General features: G+C 29.5%; 2 protein-coding genes. Both read right to left on the bottom strand.

Annotated elements, in window-relative coordinates; all coding sequences use genetic code 11:
• On the bottom strand, nucleotides 1-796 hold a 796-nt coding region (locus HOH73_01165), incomplete at its 3' end, for a hypothetical protein (GenBank protein MBT5827477.1).
• A gap of 163 nt (nucleotides 797-959) precedes the next feature.
• Nucleotides 960-2,262: hypothetical protein (locus HOH73_01160; GenBank protein MBT5827476.1), on the bottom strand; the 1,303-nt coding region annotated here is incomplete at its 5' end.

Here is a 2,262-nt window from a genome sequence, read left to right as displayed (position 1 = left end):
ATGATAAATTTTGTGAAGAAGAAGGAATAAGAAAATCGTTATAAATTTTATCATAATACAATCTTTTTTCAACTACATCAAAATAACAAAATCTACCTACAGATGTATTACCATCTATTTCCTGTTTTATAATCTCTTTTTCTTTGAATAAACAAAAACTATTAGTTATAGTTATATAATGTGTTGGTGATTCAAGGTAACATTTATTAATGCTATTAAATTCAACATGAATTTTTATATCACTATGATATAAAGCTACTAAAGGTAAAGATAAATTATAGTTTTTGTGAAACCAGAAATGAACTGGTATATCTAAAGAATATCCATCTTTACCATCAGTATAATCTGTTAATTCACTTACATTTCCTATCATCTTTTTATAGCCTTTTAATTTTTTATTATCTAATTCATAAAGAATATTTAAATATTCTCCATTAATTCTATCTATTAATACACCACCTACTTCAAGATCAATATGTTTTATTAATCCAAAACCTATTTTATCGATCCATCTAAACTTTTTTATATTTGAAGGTAGATAAGAATGATTTGAAAATTGTATACTCGGAAGTTTTACATGTAAATACATATTGCTTAACAAATCAGCATTTTTTGAAATATTTACAGTAATTTTTCTGGAGAAATCTGGTTCAGTTTTAAAAAACTGTGACATTGGTTCAATGCTAAAATTTGTATATTGTTTATATATAAACTTAAAATAAGTTATTTCGGCACTTCCGCTTAAATATAGATTTTCTTTTCCTACAGATGCTAAAAATAATAATCCTAATCCCATATTATATTATTTTATAAATAAATTTATAAGTCAGTTTATATTTATAAACTTTAATTTGAAAGATTTTAATTTAAAATCTTTCAAATATAATTAAATGTGTTAAATTGAAAAAATTACGAAAATCAAAAAAGATTACGTTAATTTAATCACATGGTTATTCTATTTATGCTTTTGGGTAACTAGCAGAAGTGATAATATCACTGGAGTTAATTGTTTCTTTTTGACAAGCTTCAGCTAATTTAGAGAAAATTGGGAAAATAGAATCGTATTTAGAGTTAACTCTGTTGTAATAATCGTTTCTTTTAGCAACGAATTTTTCTAAATTAGATTCAGAAACGACACCACTACCTTTTTGGTTAATAGCTAACAAATCTTCATAACCTTGTACGTAAGAAGCAGATTTGAATAATTTATTTTCAAGAACGTTTAATTCGTTAACCATTTTCTTGATAGTTTGTTGATCACCAGAATCAAGATCTTTACCTCCAACTTGTAAGTTTTCTAAGATAGATTCGTACATGTTATTAAGATGTCCAGATACTTGGACTGGTAAGTTCTTATCATTTGATACATCAACTTCCCAAGCTCCACCTCTTTGGTTGCCAAAAACTGCAGTAGAAAATGGTTGGATACCATAAGTTAAACCTAATGGAGACATGAAGTTTACAACTGTGTTTTGTAAAGCAGAAACAGCACTTGGAGCTGGTGCAGCTCTTGCAAAGTTCTTTCTTGGAAGAAAGGCTTTACCTTTAATGTTGTATTTAGCTCCTAAAGTTCCAGCGAAAGCATTTGGGTTGTAAGCTGGTCCGTCTTCAACATAGGTTGGATTGGCGATACCAGGGTTAGAATTAACTTTGGTAACAATCATGTTTAAGTAACCCATTAATTTACTGTTGGTTCTAACAGTGGTAACAGTAGCTTTAGCAGCAGCATCACTACCTAAGCTAACTTCTAAACCTTGAATCCATTCTTCAGCAGATGGGTAAGCCATATAAGCTCTACCATTAGAATTTTTAGATTGGAATGGTTGGAAACCAAATGATTTAAGAGTTCTTAATAAAACATCTGGAAGCATGTTAATAACAGCAGATTCAGCATTTTGCCAGTAATTACCAGAATCCATATAGTCTTTGCAATCTTTAACATTATTACCAGCTAAACATTTCATGAAATATTCATTACAATCATCAGGGGTGCCTGTTAGTCCAGTACCATAGCAAGAATTACTTTCATCTAATTGTTGATAAATACTAGATCCAGCTTGAACCTCTGTTTCCTCACCATTAGCGTTAACAGTGTATGTCTTGTCTGGTTGTCCTACTTTTCTGTAGAATACATTTTCTGGTGCAACAGCAACTGGAGAAGCATCTGCAGATACTGGATTAACCTTAAATCTATTATCAGCTTCAGTAGCTTCTAAGAATTTTTGTAAAGCTAATTTTCCTGGCATAAATTCTGGGAAGGAT

Source organism: Alphaproteobacteria bacterium (genome assembly GCA_018667735.1).
Lineage (GTDB): Bacteria > Pseudomonadota > Alphaproteobacteria > Rickettsiales > JABIRX01 > JABIRX01.
This window is presented reverse-complemented; position numbering and strand designations above follow the sequence as displayed.